The following is a 14,883-nucleotide window of genomic DNA, read 5'->3' on the forward strand; positions in this document are numbered from 1 at the left end:
GTTATGCGACCGCTGCATCGGTATCCACGGTGGAGACTCTCCCTACACGACCGTTGCGTGTGACTCCATCACGTCCCTATCGTCGGATCGGTAACGGGACGAACGACGGCGTGTTTCCGTCCCCACGGACGTCTAGAGCCGAAACGGTTTCAGCCGTAAGGGACGTCGCTCGGTCGCTCGTCGAACGGTCTGATCGGATCGTACCGACCGAAAAGCCGGCCATAACAATCGATCCCGACACGGTATCGACGGCTATGATCGCAGTTTCGAGGTGGCCGCCGTGGGCAGCGTGGTAATCTCGATCGACGCCGAACTCGGGTGGGGATTTCACGACCTCGAATCACCGCCCAACGAGCGTATCGAGCGCGCCAGATGGGGGTGGCAAACGACGCGCGCGTTGCTCGATGCGCACGAGATCCCGGCGACCTGGGCGGTGGTCGGCCACCTCATGCTCGAATCGTGTGACGGGATTCACGAGGCTCATCCGGCGCCGGAAGGGTGGTTCGAACGCGAGCGTACCGAGTGGCGATCCAGGCGGGATCTTCGATTCGGACCCGACCTCGTCGAATCGCTCGTCGAATCGCCCGTCGATCACGAGATCGCTTCTCACTCGTTCTCGCACGTCTTGTTCGACGATCCGGGAACGACGAGTGAACTGGCACGCGCTGAGTGTGAACGGGCGGTGGAACTGGCCGACGCGTGGAATCTTTCGCTCGACTCGTTCGTCTTTCCGCGAAACGGCGTCGGTCACCGAGACGCGCTCGCCGACGCCGGCTTCATCGCTTACCGGTCGCGAACGGACGAGGCGGAGGGCCTCTATCCCGTCGTACGTGACGTACTTAGTCCGCGTTCGATGCTGGTCACGCCCCGGGTCGACGAGTACGGGCTCGTCGACGTTCCACCCTCGCTGTTCGCCTTCGGGTTCGAAGATCGATTTCGCCGTATCGCCGAGACGGTCCGCGACGATCCGATGGTCGAACTCGCCCGCAGAGGGATCGATCAGGCGGCGACCGGTGACGGAATCTTTCACCTCTGGTTCCACCCGAACAACGTGACGACGGCGGCCGACTCGACGCGACTGCGCCGGATCCTCACATACGTTTCACGACGTCGGGCGGACGGTTCCCTCTCGGTCGAAACGATGGGGCAGGTCGGCCGTCGCGTCCTCGAGACGTCCGACGAGTCGGTAGGAACCCGTCGTGTGGGTCCCACCTAGAACGTACGAAGCGCACTCACGGATTGAACCGACGCTTCACGTGGTGTCGGTGTTCGCCAACTCTGGTTCTTCTGCGCGTGGAACGAGCGATACCTCGCGATCGATCGCATCCTCGTAGACCGCGAGTAACGCGTTCGTCTGACGATCGATCCCGACCGACCGTGCGGCGTCTCGTCCGTTCGACCGGCCGCCGTTTACGAGGACGGTCTCGAGGCCGTCGACGAGCGCGTCGTTCGAACCGGCGACGACGGAGGGCTCGACAGATGCCAGCCGTGCTGGAACGTCACCGACCGGCGTCGAGACGACCGGAAGTTCACAGGCCATCGCTTCCTTTACGGCGTTCGGAGATCCCTCCGATCGCGAGGTCAAAAGGAGCGCGTCGGCGGCGTTCATGTACGCCGGAACGCGCTCGTGAGAGACGCCGGAGACCGTCCGCAATCTGACCGGCTTCGAGAGGCGCCGATCGACCCGTTCGACGATCGATCGCGCGCGCGGGTAGTCTTTGACAGTTCGCGTTTTGGCGTACGGAAAGAGAACGTCGTATCCCCCGTCGGTCCACCCGACCGATCGGCGTGCGCGCTCTCCATCCATCGGTCTGAACGTTTCGAGGTCGATTCCGTCCGGAATCACGTGACAGTCCGTATCGAGCAGCCGCGCCATCTCCGCCGACATCACGACGACGTTCGAACTGGCTCGCGCCGAGAGCCGACTGATAGGGGCGATCAACGGGTGGTGGAGATCGGATCCCCACAGCGAGAGGACGACCGGACATCGACGCTGTGTGAACGCGAACGGACCGATGAGGCCATAATGGGCGTGAATAAGGTCTGTCGATTCGTCGACGCGATCGCGAACGATTCGTCCGAATCTGACGTAGTCGATCGCGGACCGCCCATCGGATCCGGTCGGATCCCCCGGGACGGCACACACCGTCGTCTCGACACCGTACCGTGATAACGCCTCGACCTGCTGTTCGAAGAACGGCGCCGCCGCGTTCGTCGTCAGCGCGAGAACGGAAACCGGTCGATCTGTCCCCATTTACGGCGTATCGCCCACGAGCCAGCATTGTTAGACACCGCCTGCGACGTTCCCGTCACTCGATTCGACCGAGTGTGGTACGTACTACACTCGATCTCCGTCGACCGTCGGTATGGCGTTCCTGATACTCTCAGGTCGTGAACTGTCGATGAACGTTTATCCCCACCATTGGTGAAGCGCGAATCGTTCGTTAGAATGACGCTCGTCGACTACCTGCTGTCTCACGTTCGTTCTCCCGGGAATACGTCATCTGAGACGGTCACCGCTCGTGGGACAGATGGGCCACACGACGGTACGGTGATGGTCGTATACGAGTGTCGTCGGTGCGGGACGTCCGTTGGCGATACGACGACTCGGTGCCCGAACTGCGATCGACGGACCATCGCGGAGTATCCGGTCGACTGAGCCGGTCTCCGATACGCACGACGACTCATTCCTGGGGCGGTGAGAGGCGTTCGAACCCGTCTGAGTACCGTCCGGCGGCGTTTTCCCACCCGCTCGACGGAGTACTGGCGGTCTCGCCGTCGGCGGACCCGCCGAGCACCCGATACCGGTGGCGAGTCGTCTCGATACCGAGCCCATCTCGTCCGTCGAAGATCACCATCGGTTCGAGTTCGTCCCACTCGATCCGTTCGAATTCCTCGTGTGGGGTGACCACGACGGCAGCGTCGAGTTCGAGCGATCCGAACTCGTCGAGAGCGACGACCGTCGTCGATCCCCGTTTCTCCGTTTCACGAGTTGGGGCGACCGATCGTTCGAGGCTGGTCGAATCGAAATCGATCAGGTTGGACTCGCTCGAACCGTTGGCAGAGTCGGTCACGCTCGCTCGTACTCGTTCGAGCGCCGATTCGATCTCGCTCGCATCGACGATGGGGTCGATCGCGTAGACGGTCGACCCTCGAGCTTCGAGCGTCGCGAGTATCTCGATCCCGGGTGCGGTCCGTAACTCGGCAACTCCTGGTCGGTACGTCACGCCCAGGACGGCGATGGCGGCCTCGTCCATCGATACGCCAGCGTCCGCTACGTGACGGGAAACTTCCTCTACCGTCCACCCCGGCATACGTTCGTTCACCCGACGAGAGACGGACGTAACCGGCGTTGGCGTCTTCGTCCGATCGCGGAGGAAGTGCGGGTAGTTCGGTATACAGTGACCCCCGACACCGGGACCAGGATCGTGGAGATCGCAGACCGGAAGTTCGTTGGCCGTGTCCATCGCCTCGCGAACCGATATTCCGAGTTCCGTCGCAGTCGTCGCGAGTTCGTTCGCGAGCGCGATGTTGACGTCTCGGTAGATACCCTCGAACACCTTGACGGCCTCCGCGGTCGTCGCGTCGCTAACCACGTCGATCGGCCCGTCCGTTACCTCTTCGTAGAGGGCGGTCGCCGCGCGAGCGCTCTCGGCGTCGATACCGCCGACCACTTTCGGATAGCGGCCTCGAATATCCCGAAGCGCCGTCCCCGAGGACGTCCGCTCCGGACAGACGGCGATCCCGAACGTCCCCGGTTCAAGCGACGAGCGTGCGACCAGCGTCGGTGCGACGACGTCGCGGACGGTTCGCGGCGGAACCGTCGACTCGATGACGACGAGGTCTCCGCGACCGAGCCCGTCGGCGACGACGTCGAGGACCGCTTCGAGCGCGGAGAGATCCGGCTGATTCGTCTCGGTCACTAGTGTCGGAACCAGGATGACGTGGACCCGCGCCGTTTCCGCGGCGGTGACGCCGTCGCTCGTCGCCTCCAGACGGCCTCTGTCGACCTGTTCGGCGACTAACTCGGCGAGTCCGGGTTCACCGTCGACGTGAGACTCACCGTCGTTGATCGTCGAGACGACGGTCTCGTCGACATCGACGCCGATGACCGACCCCGTCCGTTCGGCGAGGACGCTCGCCAGGGGGAGGCCCATCTTCCCCAGCCCGTACACCGCGATGGGGATCGATCCGTCTCGGAGCGCTTCCCGTCGACCTTCGACGTCGTGTGGGGAATCGTACAGTCGATCCGGCGTCGTATCGGTCATCGGGAACGGACCTCCAGGCTCTCTCGCGTTCGAACTCGATCGTCGATCGTTCGAACCGTCTCGAGGGCGCGAAGTCCCGCTTCGGCGGTCACCGGCGGTTCCGTTCCCTCGGTCACGGCGGTGACGAACGACTCGATCTCCGCTCGCAGCGGTTCGCGGTTTTTGACCTCCGGGCGTTCGATAACGCTCTCGTGTCGGTATCGGTTTCCGCTTTCGTCGCTGACGAACTCGGGGAACGAGTCTCGATACAGCAAAACGGACTGATCGAGGTAATCGACCTCGACGAGGCAGTCGGTCGCCGTGACGGTCAGTCGCCTCACTTTGCGTTGACTCACCCGACTCGCCGTCAGCGTCGCCACGACGTCGTCGAACTCGAGGGTTGCCGTCGCGTGTTGTCCGTCGGCGGTTCCCGCGGCGGCGACGGCCGTCGGGACCGATCCGATCAGTGACTGGACGATGTCGACGTCGTGAATCATCAGGTCGAGTGTCACCCGATCGCTCGTGGTTCGATCGACCGGCGGACCGAGTCGTTTCGCGTCCACTGCGATGATGTCCAGGTCGCGAATCAGGTCGGCGGTCGCCCTGACGGCTGGATTGAACCGTTCGACGTGACCGACTTGCAAGACGAGTCCGGACTCGCGCGCGAGCGAGGCGAGTTCCTCACCCCGCTCCGGATTCGCCGTGATCGGTTTCTCGACGAGGACGTGGACGCCGGCGTCGAGACAGCGTTTAACGACCTCGAAATGTGCCGCCGTCGGGACGGCGACCGAGACGAGATCACACTCATCGAGTAACTCGTCCAGCTCCCGCGTGACCGTCCCGTACTCGGCCGCGACGCATCGAGCGAGTTCCTCGTCGAGATCGGCGATACCGGCGAGGGTGACGCCCCGTGATTCGCTGTATACTCGCGCGTGATTCTCCCCCATCGCGCCGACGCCGACGACGCCGGCGCGTGGAGGGATCGATACGGGTTTCGACCTGTCAATTACTGTCATGTCTAGTATGTTCGGCGGGTGTCCGGTCGCGTTCGTTCTCCAGTCGCGTGGTTTCGGTCGGGTTCGATAGCGCCGATCGGCTCGCTACTACCGGGACAGCGCGCAGAGCGATCCACCTCGACCGCTCCGTCTCGCGCCTCTCGACTCGGCGCCTTCGGCGGGTTCGTCATGTCGATTCGTAGTGCTCGTCGATGGCACGGACGACGCGTCGGCACGCGTCGGTCCCGATCCCGGGATGGACCGGTATGGAGAGCACTTCCCGCGACGCGCGTTCGGCTACCGGGAGATCCGTCGCCGCCGTGTGGACCGCGTCGTAAGCGGGGAGCTGGTGGATCGGCGTCGGATAGTAGACGCCGGTTTCGACGTTCGCCGCGTCGAGCGACGACCGCAGCGCATCGCGATCGTCGACGCGGATCGTGTACTGGTGGTAGACGTGCCCGTATCCGTCGGGCACAGCCGGTCTCGAGACCGGCGCATCCGCCAGGTGCTCGTCGTAGTAGCTCGCGTTGGTTCGGCGGGCGTCGGTGAAGGAGGGAAGCCGATCGAGCTGTCGCCGACCGATGGCCGCCGCGATCGACGTCATCCGGTGGTTGTGTCCGAGCTGGGCGTGCTCGTAGCCGCGATCGTTCGACTCTCGCCGGCCGTGATTGATGTAACTCGCGACTCGCGCTGCCAGCGCTTCGTCGTCGGTCGTCACTATTCCCCCTTCGCCCGTCGTCATATTCTTCGTCGGATAGAACGAGAAGCACGCGGCGTCGCCGAGCGATCCGACCCGGTCACCGTCGATCGACGCGCCGTGTGCCTGACAGGCGTCTTCGACGACGAACAGGTCGTGCTCGTCTGCGATCTCCACGAGCTCGGTCATCGGCGCCGGACAGCCGTACAGGTGAACCGGCAGAATGCCGACGATATCGTCGCGATCGCTACACTGTTTGGCGACTGCGTTCTCATCGATCGTGAACGTCTCGGGATCGATGTCCGCGAACACCGGCCGACCACCGGCGAGTCGGATGGCGTTCGCGCTGGCGACGAACGAGAACGGAGAGGTCACGACCGCGTCTCCCGGTTCGAGTCCGATCGCCTCGAGGGTCGCGGTGAGGGCGGTCGTTCCGTTCGACGTCGCGACGGCGTGGTCGGTCCCGCAGTACTCTGCGAACTCCGATTCGAAGAGCCGCACCTCCGGTCCGTCTGCCAGTGACCCGCGCTCCAGGAGCGCTTCGATTCGGTCGTACGCCGCCGGACCGATGTCTGGATCGGCGAGGGGTACGTCCGTCATCGGATCTGATTCGGTCCCGTGAGTCGGTCTGGTAGCGGTCGATCGGTCGCCGGCGCGCCGACGGCGAGCGTATTGGGGGGAACGTCGTCGGTCACGATCGCTCCGGCGGCGACGAACGCGTTTTCGCCGACGGTGACGCCCGGTAAGATCGTCGCATTGGCGCCGACCGACGCTCCGTCTTCGATCGTCGGCCCATCGAGTCCCGCCTCCGTCCGTATCGGATACTCGTCGTTCGTCATCACTGCTCCCGGTCCGACGAACACGTTGGATCCGATCTCCGTCTCGGTCGGAACGTAGACGTTCGACTGGATGCTGACGGACGAACCGATCTCGGTCTGACCGTCGATGACGGTCTTCGTTCCGACGAGTACGTCGTCGCCGATCGTGGTTCCCTCGCGGACGAGAACGTCGTGTCCGGTACGGAAATTCCGACCGATCGTGACGTCACCGTAGATGATGCTGCCGGCTCTAATCGTACACGCGTCGCCGAGACGGGTCGGCTCATCGAACTCGCCGTAGCCGATCGTCACGTCGTCGTCGATCGAACAATCGCTACCGTCGACGACCCGCGTCATGTCGATACACCCGTGTTGGATCGTACAGGATGGTTATATTTCATGATCGACTGCACAACTCGGTTGCAATCAGGCGAAACCAACCGGTAATCACGCTTTGTTATCCCGCACTTGCACGACCGGTAGCCTTGCGCTACGAACGATACCGGTTACGGTTCGAGGTCAGCCGTTCGGAGGGATCTAGCGGCCGGATTCGGACGATTCAGGGTACGACATTTCGAAGTTACTGTCCGTCACGCGGCGAAACTGGTACAATCACCTTTCGCGGGGGTAGCCGACTGATAGTAAAGCCACTCTCCATCCCAGAAAGTGGCGTGAGGTATCCGATTCGCACCGTTACGGCCCAAACCGAGACGAACGATGGAGGCCCCACGGATGGCTGAAGCCGAGCTCACCAGAGCGAAGCTATTCGACGTGTTCAGTAACGCACGCCGCCGTATGGCGGTTCGGTTCCTCACGGAACAAAACGGCACGTGCGATCTGACGCCGCTCGTCGAGTACGTCGCGGCCGAGGAAAACGACGTCACGAGAGACGACGTCACGCGAGCTCAGCGCCGACGTGTGTACATCTCCCTCTACCAGACTCACCTCCCGATGCTCGACGAACACGAAATAATCGAGTGGGAGCCAGAAGCCCATCGGATCGAGCTATTGATGGACGAACATCGGTTTGAACCGTATCTCGCGAGCGACCTCGATGACGACCGCGAGTGGTACCGCGCCTACTCCGCACTTTCACTGTGTGGACTCGTCGGGCTGGCTGTCGTCTTCGTCGTCTCCGGCTCGATTTCCACGTCGCTCGCACCGATTCTCGCCGTCGTGCTCGCAACCTTGTTTTTGACCCTCGCGGTCGTCCACCGCCTCTCACGTGATGGGTGGCGGTGACGCGAGCTCCGGCGGCTACTAACCGGTGTGCATTACTGCCACGTCGACGAGACGGTGCGTAACGGGGTCAGTATCGCGACCTCAGAGACGTACTGGGATAGGTGACCTTCGAGCGGAACCCGAACCGACGCTGACGACGTGCGACCGCTCGTGGCGCCCAATGGTTTCGGCTCGTTACTCGGTAGTTCGTTCAGAACGTACTGTCAGTGACTCGTAGCGAGGACTCTCTGCATAAGTGGTCTGAGTTCCTGTTCGGCGGTTCGACCGCCGATAGAGGGTTTCGTTAGGATCGGGTCCCCATAGGATCGAGTTTTTCGCTAGAATCGAGGGTCCAGATGGAACCCACGACGAGATCGGCGGGTACGAACCGCGATCAATCGACGACGATCGTTCCGTCGTCGTCGGGATCTTCGGTGAGTGTGATCCAGAAGTAAAGCGACTGATCGGCGTTGTCCAGCGTCGGTTCGTCCGGTACGACGCCGTCGTCGGTTTCGTAGAGCAACACGACGATTCGCACCGGTTCGTCGAGCGGAGCTTGCGGAGCGATCGTCGCATCTTCGATACTCGAACTCGATGGATCGACCTGGTACTCGAGTCTCGTCGATTCGGTTCGATCGATTACCTCCCCGTCGTCTACCGTCTGTTGCTGGATAACGGCGGTGTACGGGCGCGTTTCGTCGTGGTTGTTCGTTACTTCGACGCCGACTGACACCGATCCGTTCGGTTCGATAGCCGCCGGAATCGCACCGATTTCGTATTCTCCGTCGGAGTCCTCGCCGTACAGGGCGATTTCCGTGTAGGATGCGGCGGCGGGTGGCGAGGCGATGGCGAACAGAAGCACGCCGACCGAAAGAACGACCGCCCCGACGAGGACGCCAGCCGTGGCGGTAGCGTATCGCGCATCTTCGCCAGTCAAACGCCTGAACTGGTCAACCGGGCTGAGAACGAACCGGTCTGCGATCGGTACGCGACTCCTCCGCCACGCACCCGCTTGGGCGGCGACGACGGTTAGCCCTCCGATTGCCGTCGTCGCGGACGTCGCCGAGAGGTCGAATCCGACGAGGACGATCAGTGTCGAGACTACCGGTAACAGGGCGATAGAAATGCCGAACGAGAGCCCCAATCGCTCGGCGAGATCGATCCCGCGGGCCTGTCTCGGTGTCTCACGCTGGGTCGGTCGTCTCTGGGCCGCCCCCGGGAACAGAATTGAGACGACGGCGTACCCCGGAAGGGCGAGCAAGAGCGGAACGGTGGCGGCGATCCGCAGCCGACTTCCCGGCGGGAGGGACGTGACGGCGTACCAGCACCCGACCGTGATCGCCGTACAGGCCAACAGATCGCCCGGATACGACCGTACTACACCGAGCCACGACCGATGCGTGGTTTCCGAACTCATCGTCGTAGGCATCCGATCGAACGGGTACTCGATCGCGATGACTCGTTCACTCGACGTCGCTTCGTAGTCGATCCGCTATTCATGTGTCGCCGGAACGTGTGGCCCCCAGGAGGTTTGTTACGACGGTATTACTTCCTCGCCAGCTTGATGATGCACAGCCGCTCTGCTGTAAGGCAGGGATGGTGGGACGGTTGCCCGTGACGTTCGATCGATTGAGCGGATTCCGAACGATCCGACAGGTAACCAGCGTCAGCTCTCTCAGACCGAGACGTACTGAGATTCCCACTGCCGGCGACGTTCGATGGTTTCTCTCCCTTCGTCACTGATAGAGTAGTAGTTGGTCCGTCTGTCGAGCTGGCCTTTCTCGACCAGTGCTTTGTTCACGAGCGTATCGAGATTCGGGTAGAGCCTACCGTGGTTGATCTCCGCCTCATAGTACTCTTCTACCTCGTCTTTTACCGTCTGTCCGGACGGTTGGTCTGCACCCGCGATGACGTACAACAGGTCACGCTGGAAGCCGGTCAGATCGTACATTGTTCACTCTCACTGAGCGTTTTATCGTGTGGCGGTTTGTTATTCACCGCATACGCACGGTAGTGGTCTGTTCGACGGTGGACTGAGAGCAACCCCGCCGAACGCTCTGATTCGGACGAACCGGCGGTAGTTGTCAACAAACTGATGATGTCTCTACTGTTCGATCGGTCCACGAACGTCGATTTCCGAGAAGTACATCGAAGGCGTACTGCAATATAGTCGATCGTCCGTCACGAAGTCCTTTCGCAGTGTCCGAATGGCGATCACTGCACGCGTTTCTCGATCTCCCATCCACGTCGACGCCGAACGTCTCTTCGACGCGGTACTACTGGGTCGTTCGCGCGATTGAAACCGCAATTCCGTCCGTATCGAACGAAATCGAGAGCTCCTCAACCGTGGCCCGATAGGCAGTGGTGTGAGAGCCGCCGGCGTCGAACCGGATACACTCTTCGATCAGATCGCTCGCGAGCAAGTCATTGATCCGCCTGTAAACGGTGGCTGACGAGCTATCGGTCCGCTCGGTTAGTTCCTTCGCGGTACGCGGGCCCTCCTGGGTCGCGACGAGGATAGTGCGAGAGCACTCGTTACCGAGGACGTCGAGTTGCTTCGCTGGGTTATCACTCACTTCGACTGTTCTGTCGGACGTTCTACCGGTTTGGCTGAATTCGCTAGACATCGGTTCGGGGGGTGGGTGTCGGGTGTCGTTTCAGCACCGACGGGTGCGTTCGGGACAGTGTGACGCTCGGTCTCGACTGATGAACCATCTACGCTACACGTTCTCGAAGGGTATACTTGATAACGGACAACGTTCCACGACAAAACTTGAAACTAATATTTCGAAATACGGTATTATGGCCGTAAATCTCCCATTTCCGGGAGAGTCCCGGACGAGTATTAGGGTCGATTGCGAAGTAAATTGCCTGAAGTGGCGTTAACTGACCGACGTTCTCACTCGTTGGTCGATCAATAGCGAACGGCTTTGACGCCCCTCTCACGCCCTCTACTGTCTGATCTCGCCATTTTTCGACCGTAATGGCGTGATACAGCGCCAGATCCGATGAACGGACTGGCGACTTTATTCGGTCTCCGACGACTTGGTAGGCTGATGCCTGCCCGTGATCGGTTCGACGCCACGGAGACGTGGTTCGGAACGGAGGATCGGATAGGTACGGTGATCACGCACGTTGCGCTTGATCGCACGGTACGGTGATACATCATGGATACGAACTCACGCAACTGGACCCCTATGGAATCGTCGTCGACCGGAACGCGCTGTCGAAAATGTGGGACGCACGTCACCCAGCAGTTCGCACGCGTCTTCGGTGATAACGGGGACATCGTCCACGGCTGTCCGTCGTGTACAACGTACCGAGAGATGCAAGCAGGAGATCACCTGACCGGGCACAAGTGAGCCCGTGTCAGTGGAAACCTGGCCTACGTTGACCTGTATCGGCGATCGAATTTGATCCAGCAGTGACTGGTCTGGTGACGGTACAAATTTCCTTAGCGTCCAGATCGGTTCGTCTCGAGTAAATTCACTACGTTAAAGAGTTACCCGAACGTAGACGTTGTTACTAATGCGCATTCGATTCGGGTCGGGGGCCAGTCTCGATTCTGTCCGAGCAGGTACGTCAAACGAACAGGTGAATCGGGACGATGTTAGAACGTACTGAGAAAGAAACCGGGCTCGCTGAGAGCGACATCTTTCACATCCTCGGCAACGATAGACGTCGGGCGATCGTCTCCGAATTAGCGGCCAGACCGGATACCGTCGAAGTGTCGACGATCGCGACCGCCGTAGCCACTCGTGAAGCCGACTCGGAGGAGGACGTACCGAACAATCTCTACAAAAGCGTCTATGTCTCACTCCAACAGACTCACCTACCGCAACTCGAATCGGACGAGGTGATCTCGTACGATCCGGACGAGAAAACGATCCGGCACGGGCCACAGTTCGACCACGTTCGAACGTACCTGTCGAGAACGGACCACTCCGGCGATCGAATGGTCGTACTCTCGTTGGCGGTCGCTATCACGGGGCTTCTCACGATCGTGCTGAGTGGAATCGGTGTTCCGATTTTCGACAGCGTCGAACCCGTCGTCTGGGGCACCCTCTCACTTCTGATCGTCTCACTGGGTTGTCTGTACCAGCTATTCGCTTGATCGCGTTTCTTCGCTCCGTTCGCCGAATCGATCCGAGGACGGGTTCGGGTCCGGACGGGCAGAGCGTGAGGCGGCCGGCTCGTTCCCGGGCCGGCAAATGAGGTTCTCTCGACCGAGGCGGAGTTTGATGATGTCTTCGTTGGATTCGAGGTCCGCGAGAAGCCGGCTCACTTTCGCTTTGGACCACTCTACCGAATCGACGATTTCGGTCTGTTTCATGCGACCGCCATTGGCGTCGACGAGTTCGAGGACGCGTTCACGATCGGTCAAAATTGGTTGATCGGCCCTCGAAAATGATTGTTCGTGGGCCGTATCCTGTGGCGACGATTGCCTGGTTCGTAACACGAGCGCGGCGATCAGGATGACGACGATCGCGGAAACCGCCACGACGATCGAAACGTCGATCGTGTCGATCACAACGGGCGCGTCCGTCCGAACGCGTGCCGGTAGATTCCACTGGCTCAAAGGAGGTATCATGCGATCACCTTTCAGTCGCTGAATAACCCGACGTCACGCTCACACAGACAGCAGCCGGTAGTAAAGCACTTTTTCAGCGAGCTGTGTGATACAGCGTTGGCATTTTTTCAATCCGTTTGACTCGTTTTCCGCTGCAGCCGATCGAGACGGCCCTTGCGGGAAGTATCAAGTACCGTTTTTCACCTTCGATACCTACGTTCCAGGAACCCCGACCGCTTCGAAATCGGTGACACCCAGGAACGCGAGGATGTAGAGTACCACGAGTACCGAGATCCACGCGAGTAGTGTGATCCCCGCAGCCTGCACCCACCCACCCGGATACCGCCAGTTGACGACGGCGAGATACGATAGTAACACGAGCGCCGGACCGAGCAGCGGAATCCACCCGAAGAAGAATCCAACGACGGCCCAGACGACCGCACCGACGAGCGCCGTGACGATCGCGTAGGTATAGTCTTCGACGTCGACGATGACTTTCGCTCCCACGTAAATTCCCAGCGCGCCGATCAGGAGACTGATGGCGAACACGATGAGTGATCCGATCATACTGGAGCCGTTTCCTCCGACGGCGTTAGTTATCTTTCACGTACACGGACCGATTTTCGTCGGTCCGATTTCCTCCGATTTAGTCAGTTGCATCGGCTCTGGGCGCCAATACACAATGGGCGAATACCCGAAACGCCGGCTGAGAATCTAGCCATGCAGGTCCAGCACACCTGTGGATCGGACATCTAAAACTATGCAGCGGCGACCGAACTGTCGATCCTCTGATTATTCGGTACCTGACCGTAACGCGCCATAATTGTCGGCAGTAGACGGTTACGACCGTCAGTGTATATATGCGAATTCGACGGTGCGGACGGATACTCGTTTCCGTCAACGGGCCGGCGGACGTCTTCCGAAGCTACTTTGCCGGGGCGACGAAACTCGATGTGATGACTGTCGACCTCGTCGTAAAACACGCTACGGTCGTGACGCCGGACGGCAAGGTTCCGGATGCCGGAATCGCGATCGACGACGGAACGATCGTGAGCCTCGGCCGGTCTGGGCAGCTTCCCGATGCCGAACGCACCATTGACGCGAACGGGTCCGTCGTCGTCCCGGGCGTAATCGACACCCACATCCACAATCGCGAGCCAGGTCTCGAGTACAAAGGAGATTGGGAGTCGGCGACTCGTGCCGCCGCAGCGGGCGGGGTGACGACCGTCGTCGGGATGCCGAACACCGATCCCGTGATCGACCGGCCCGAAGCGCTCGAACTCAAGTTCGAGCGGGGCGAGGCGGCCGCCCACGTAGACTTTCAGAGCTACGCCGTCGTTACGTCCGAGAACGTCGACAGAATCCCCGCCCTCGATGCTGCCGGCGCACTCGGATTCAAGATTTTCCTCGGCTCTACGGTCGGCGACGTTCCGGCACCCACCGACGGCGAGATTCTAGACGCGATGACGGCGATCCGGGAGACCGGAAAGCGACTCGGCTTTCACGAGGAAAACGGCGAAATCATCGATCACTACGAGCGGCAGTACAGGGCCGCCGGAAAAAACAGGCCAATCGATCATGCTCACTCCCGTCCGGTACTTGCCGAGCGCGAGGCTGTCGAGCGAATGATCACCTTCGCGTCGGATCGTGACGTTCCAATACACATGTTCCACGTCTCTTCCGGCGACGCGGCGGATGCGGTCGCTCGCGGGAAAGAACGTGGCGTGGACGTGACGGCCGAAACGGCGCCGCACTATCTCTGGTTTACCGAATCCGTTCTGGAGGAGAAAGGAAACGTTGCACGCGTCCAGCCCCCGATTCGATCGACCGACCAGCACGAGCGCCTCTGGGAACAGTTTTCGGCGGGCGTCATCGATTGCATCGCGACCGATCACGCTCCGCACACTGACGAAGAGAAACTGGTCGACGATCCGTTCGGTGACACCTGGGCCGCTATCTCCGGCTTCGTCGGTCTCGAAACGCAAGTGCCGGCGATGTTGACCTTCGTCGACGAAGGTCGCCTGGAACTCGAAGAGTGGGTTTATCACCACTCGACCCGACCCGCTCAGGTCTGGGGGATGTATCCGCAGAAAGGCTCGCTCAGGATCGGCACAGACGCGGACCTCACAATCGTCGATACGGACGAGGCGTGGACGCTAGAGGACCGTCACGCGCTTCACTCGAAAAACACCGTCACCCCGTTCGAAGGGGAGTCCTTCGTCGGCCGTGCTCACACGACGATCGTCCGCGGTCAGGTGGTTTACGAGGACGGACGCGTCACCGGCGAACCCGGCGACGGAACGCGCGTCGACGTCGATTGAACCGGCCACTCCGG

At 61.1% G+C, this 14,883-nt stretch carries 15 protein-coding genes; 5 read left to right on the forward strand and 10 right to left on the reverse strand.

What is annotated here, in order from left to right; genetic code table 11:
* Window positions 1-280: 280 nt before the first annotated feature.
* Window positions 281-1,216: a polysaccharide deacetylase family protein gene (locus NKH31_RS15340; protein WP_254862665.1), complete on the forward strand. Its 936-nt coding sequence runs from the start codon at window positions 281-283 to the stop codon at window positions 1,214-1,216.
* A gap of 36 nt (window positions 1,217-1,252) precedes the next feature.
* Here NKH31_RS15340 and NKH31_RS15345 read toward each other — a convergent pair whose 3' ends face one another.
* The 5 genes from NKH31_RS15345 to NKH31_RS15365 form a co-directional block, all read right to left on the reverse strand.
* The gene (locus NKH31_RS15345; protein ID WP_254862666.1) at window positions 1,253-2,254 is read right to left on the reverse strand and encodes a glycosyltransferase; all 1,002 of its coding nucleotides are present in this window, start codon (window positions 2,252-2,254) and stop codon (window positions 1,253-1,255) included.
* Between the two features lie 430 nt (window positions 2,255-2,684).
* On the reverse strand, window positions 2,685-4,268 hold the full coding sequence (locus NKH31_RS15350) for a nucleotide sugar dehydrogenase (RefSeq protein WP_254862667.1): 1,584 nt from the start codon (window positions 4,266-4,268) through the stop codon (window positions 2,685-2,687).
* Window positions 4,265-5,263, reverse strand: coding sequence for a Gfo/Idh/MocA family protein (locus NKH31_RS15355; protein WP_254862668.1), 999 nt, complete (start codon window positions 5,261-5,263; stop codon window positions 4,265-4,267). The genes NKH31_RS15350 and NKH31_RS15355 overlap by 4 nt, the downstream gene beginning before the upstream one ends.
* 166 nt (window positions 5,264-5,429) lie before the next feature.
* The gene (locus tag NKH31_RS15360) at window positions 5,430-6,539 is read right to left on the reverse strand and encodes a DegT/DnrJ/EryC1/StrS family aminotransferase (RefSeq protein ID WP_254862669.1); all 1,110 of its coding nucleotides are present in this window, start codon (window positions 6,537-6,539) and stop codon (window positions 5,430-5,432) included.
* Window positions 6,536-7,114, reverse strand: a complete 579-nt coding sequence (locus NKH31_RS15365; RefSeq protein WP_254862670.1) for an acyltransferase — start codon at window positions 7,112-7,114, stop codon at window positions 6,536-6,538. The genes NKH31_RS15360 and NKH31_RS15365 overlap by 4 nt, the downstream gene beginning before the upstream one ends.
* A 375-nt stretch (window positions 7,115-7,489) precedes the next feature.
* Here NKH31_RS15365 and NKH31_RS15370 point away from each other — a divergent pair, with 375 nt between their 5' ends.
* The gene (locus NKH31_RS15370) at window positions 7,490-7,999 is read left to right on the forward strand and encodes a DUF7344 domain-containing protein (protein WP_254864824.1); all 510 of its coding nucleotides are present in this window, start codon (window positions 7,490-7,492) and stop codon (window positions 7,997-7,999) included.
* A 373-nt stretch (window positions 8,000-8,372) separates the two neighbouring features.
* On the opposite strand, the gene NKH31_RS15375 is transcribed toward NKH31_RS15370, so the two are convergent.
* The 3 genes from NKH31_RS15375 to NKH31_RS15385 all read right to left on the reverse strand — a co-directional run bounded on the left by NKH31_RS15375 (window position 8,373) and on the right by NKH31_RS15385 (window position 10,605).
* Window positions 8,373-9,395 (reverse strand): DUF1616 domain-containing protein, encoded by a 1,023-nt coding sequence (locus tag NKH31_RS15375; RefSeq protein WP_254862671.1) that lies wholly within the window; start codon window positions 9,393-9,395, stop codon window positions 8,373-8,375.
* Window positions 9,396-9,653: 258 nt separating this feature from the next.
* Window positions 9,654-9,929 carry a PadR family transcriptional regulator gene (locus NKH31_RS15380; protein WP_254862672.1) on the reverse strand — a complete coding sequence of 92 codons (276 nt, stop codon included), beginning with the start codon at window positions 9,927-9,929 and terminating at the stop codon, window positions 9,654-9,656.
* A gap of 325 nt (window positions 9,930-10,254) precedes the next feature.
* Window positions 10,255-10,605 (reverse strand): winged helix-turn-helix domain-containing protein, encoded by a 351-nt coding sequence (locus tag NKH31_RS15385; RefSeq protein ID WP_254862673.1) that lies wholly within the window; start codon window positions 10,603-10,605, stop codon window positions 10,255-10,257.
* A 570-nt stretch (window positions 10,606-11,175) separates the two neighbouring features.
* Here NKH31_RS15385 and NKH31_RS15390 point away from each other — a divergent pair.
* Window positions 11,176-11,340: a DUF7563 family protein gene (locus NKH31_RS15390; protein ID WP_425492325.1), complete on the forward strand. Its 165-nt coding sequence runs from the start codon at window positions 11,176-11,178 to the stop codon at window positions 11,338-11,340.
* Window positions 11,341-11,585: 245 nt separating this feature from the next.
* Window positions 11,586-12,092 carry a DUF7344 domain-containing protein gene (locus NKH31_RS15395; RefSeq protein WP_254862674.1) on the forward strand — a complete coding sequence of 169 codons (507 nt, stop codon included), beginning with the start codon at window positions 11,586-11,588 and terminating at the stop codon, window positions 12,090-12,092.
* Here the strand turns inward: NKH31_RS15395 and NKH31_RS15400 are convergent.
* Both NKH31_RS15400 and NKH31_RS15405 read right to left on the reverse strand, forming a co-directional pair.
* Window positions 12,081-12,569 (reverse strand): helix-turn-helix transcriptional regulator, encoded by a 489-nt coding sequence (locus NKH31_RS15400; RefSeq protein ID WP_254862675.1) that lies wholly within the window; start codon window positions 12,567-12,569, stop codon window positions 12,081-12,083. The genes NKH31_RS15395 and NKH31_RS15400 overlap by 12 nt on opposite strands.
* 192 nt (window positions 12,570-12,761) lie before the next feature.
* A complete protein-coding gene (locus NKH31_RS15405; RefSeq protein WP_254862676.1) occupies window positions 12,762-13,115 on the reverse strand; it encodes a hypothetical protein in 354 nt (117 codons plus the stop codon).
* A 389-nt stretch (window positions 13,116-13,504) separates the two neighbouring features.
* On the opposite strand from NKH31_RS15405, the gene allB reads away from it, so the two are divergent.
* Window positions 13,505-14,869 carry an allantoinase AllB gene (allB, locus tag NKH31_RS15410; RefSeq protein WP_254862677.1) on the forward strand — a complete coding sequence of 455 codons (1,365 nt, stop codon included), beginning with the start codon at window positions 13,505-13,507 and terminating at the stop codon, window positions 14,867-14,869.
* Window positions 14,870-14,883: the final 14 nt, after the last annotated feature.

This window comes from Halovivax gelatinilyticus (assembly GCF_024300625.1).
In the GTDB taxonomy this organism is placed as follows: Archaea; Halobacteriota; Halobacteria; order Halobacteriales; family Natrialbaceae; genus Halovivax; species Halovivax gelatinilyticus.